Genomic DNA, 1,144 nt, shown 5'->3' with positions numbered 1-1,144 from the left:
GCTGAAGCCTTAAACCATTTTTTAACCGCCTTTTGGCGATTGCCCGGAATGAAAAACCAGCCAGCACCGTCCTCATAGACGCCAGCCAATAATTTCTGCGCATAACTGTCTCCAGCCTCAGCAGCCTTTTCCAGCCATCCCAGGCCTTGGCGAGCAGTGTACAAAACGGTCATGGCCTCGGTATCACCTTGCTCGGCGCGCTCATGGGCTAGTTTCAAGGCGGTTTTTCGCCACTCTGGGCCGGCTTTGCCAGTGCAGGTGCCCATCTGATGGCACAGGTCACTGCTGTTGCTCAAGCGCAGCATTGCGTAGAGGTCGCCCTGCTCAGCGGCGGCCTCATACCATTTCCTTGCTTCGACAGTGGTGTAGCTGCTGCTAAGGCGAATCGCCTCGGCCAGGTAATACTGCGCTGTGCGGTCGCCGGCGGCGGCGGCCACTTGCAGCAGAGGTTGGGAGTCGTACCAGTCACTTTGCTGGTACAGCACCAGGCCTTTATCGCGGGCGGCTTGCTGCGACTCGGTCAGTTGGGCCACGGCGATGGTGGAAAACAGCAGGCCGCACAGTACGCCGATAAGAGTGCGCTTAATCATGCTTTGTCCTTTTATAGACAGGCGTTATTTAACGTTCGATAACTCGTCGGGCAGGGTCCGATATAGTGACCGCCGCTCCGACTCATTCAAGTAAAAGATCAATATCCGTAAACAGGCACAAAGTAAGAAAGTGGTGGATGTGTCTTCTCCCACTCCTCTGCAAAAGCCACTCCTTGTTTGATTTCATCAGAAGTTAATTGTGCAGATATTTTTCCCAGGACTTTTTTACTAAAATCGGCTATCCCTGCGCCGCCTCCTGCCCCCCCGCCTTCAAACTTTGACATTAAGTAGGTGAGCCCGTAACCCTCAATTAAGTTGAGCGGGTAATCAAGGTCATTCGGCAGATGAGCCAGGTTGCTAGCGTAGGTGCTTACTGAGCCTATATGCCCGCCTTCAGCACCCTTTTTTACCCAATATCCAATTTCTTCTTTACTACCGTTATTTTCATATAAATAGTCGGCATAAAAGAACATCCCCAATGGATAGCCCCCTTCTGCTGAAGCCTTAAACCATTTTTTAACCGCCTTTTGGCGATTGCCCGGAATGAAAAACCA

1 protein-coding gene and 1 pseudogene are annotated in these 1,144 nt (G+C 51.9%); both read right to left on the bottom strand.

Annotated elements, in window-relative coordinates; translation table 11 throughout:
- Nucleotides 1-590 (bottom strand): tetratricopeptide repeat protein (locus tag DNK59_RS24235; protein WP_146249936.1); only part of this gene is annotated, 590 nt, incomplete at its 3' end.
- A gap of 98 nt (nucleotides 591-688) precedes the next feature.
- Nucleotides 689-1,144 (bottom strand): annotated as a pseudogene (locus DNK59_RS31830) (sel1 repeat family protein); the annotation flags it as partial.

The organism is Pseudomonas sp. TKO26, from assembly GCF_003225665.1.
GTDB classification, from domain to species: Bacteria; Pseudomonadota; Gammaproteobacteria; order Pseudomonadales; family Pseudomonadaceae; genus Aquipseudomonas; species Aquipseudomonas saponiphila.
Note: the sequence above shows the minus strand (reverse complement) of the source record. Positions and strands in the feature narration are given on the sequence as shown.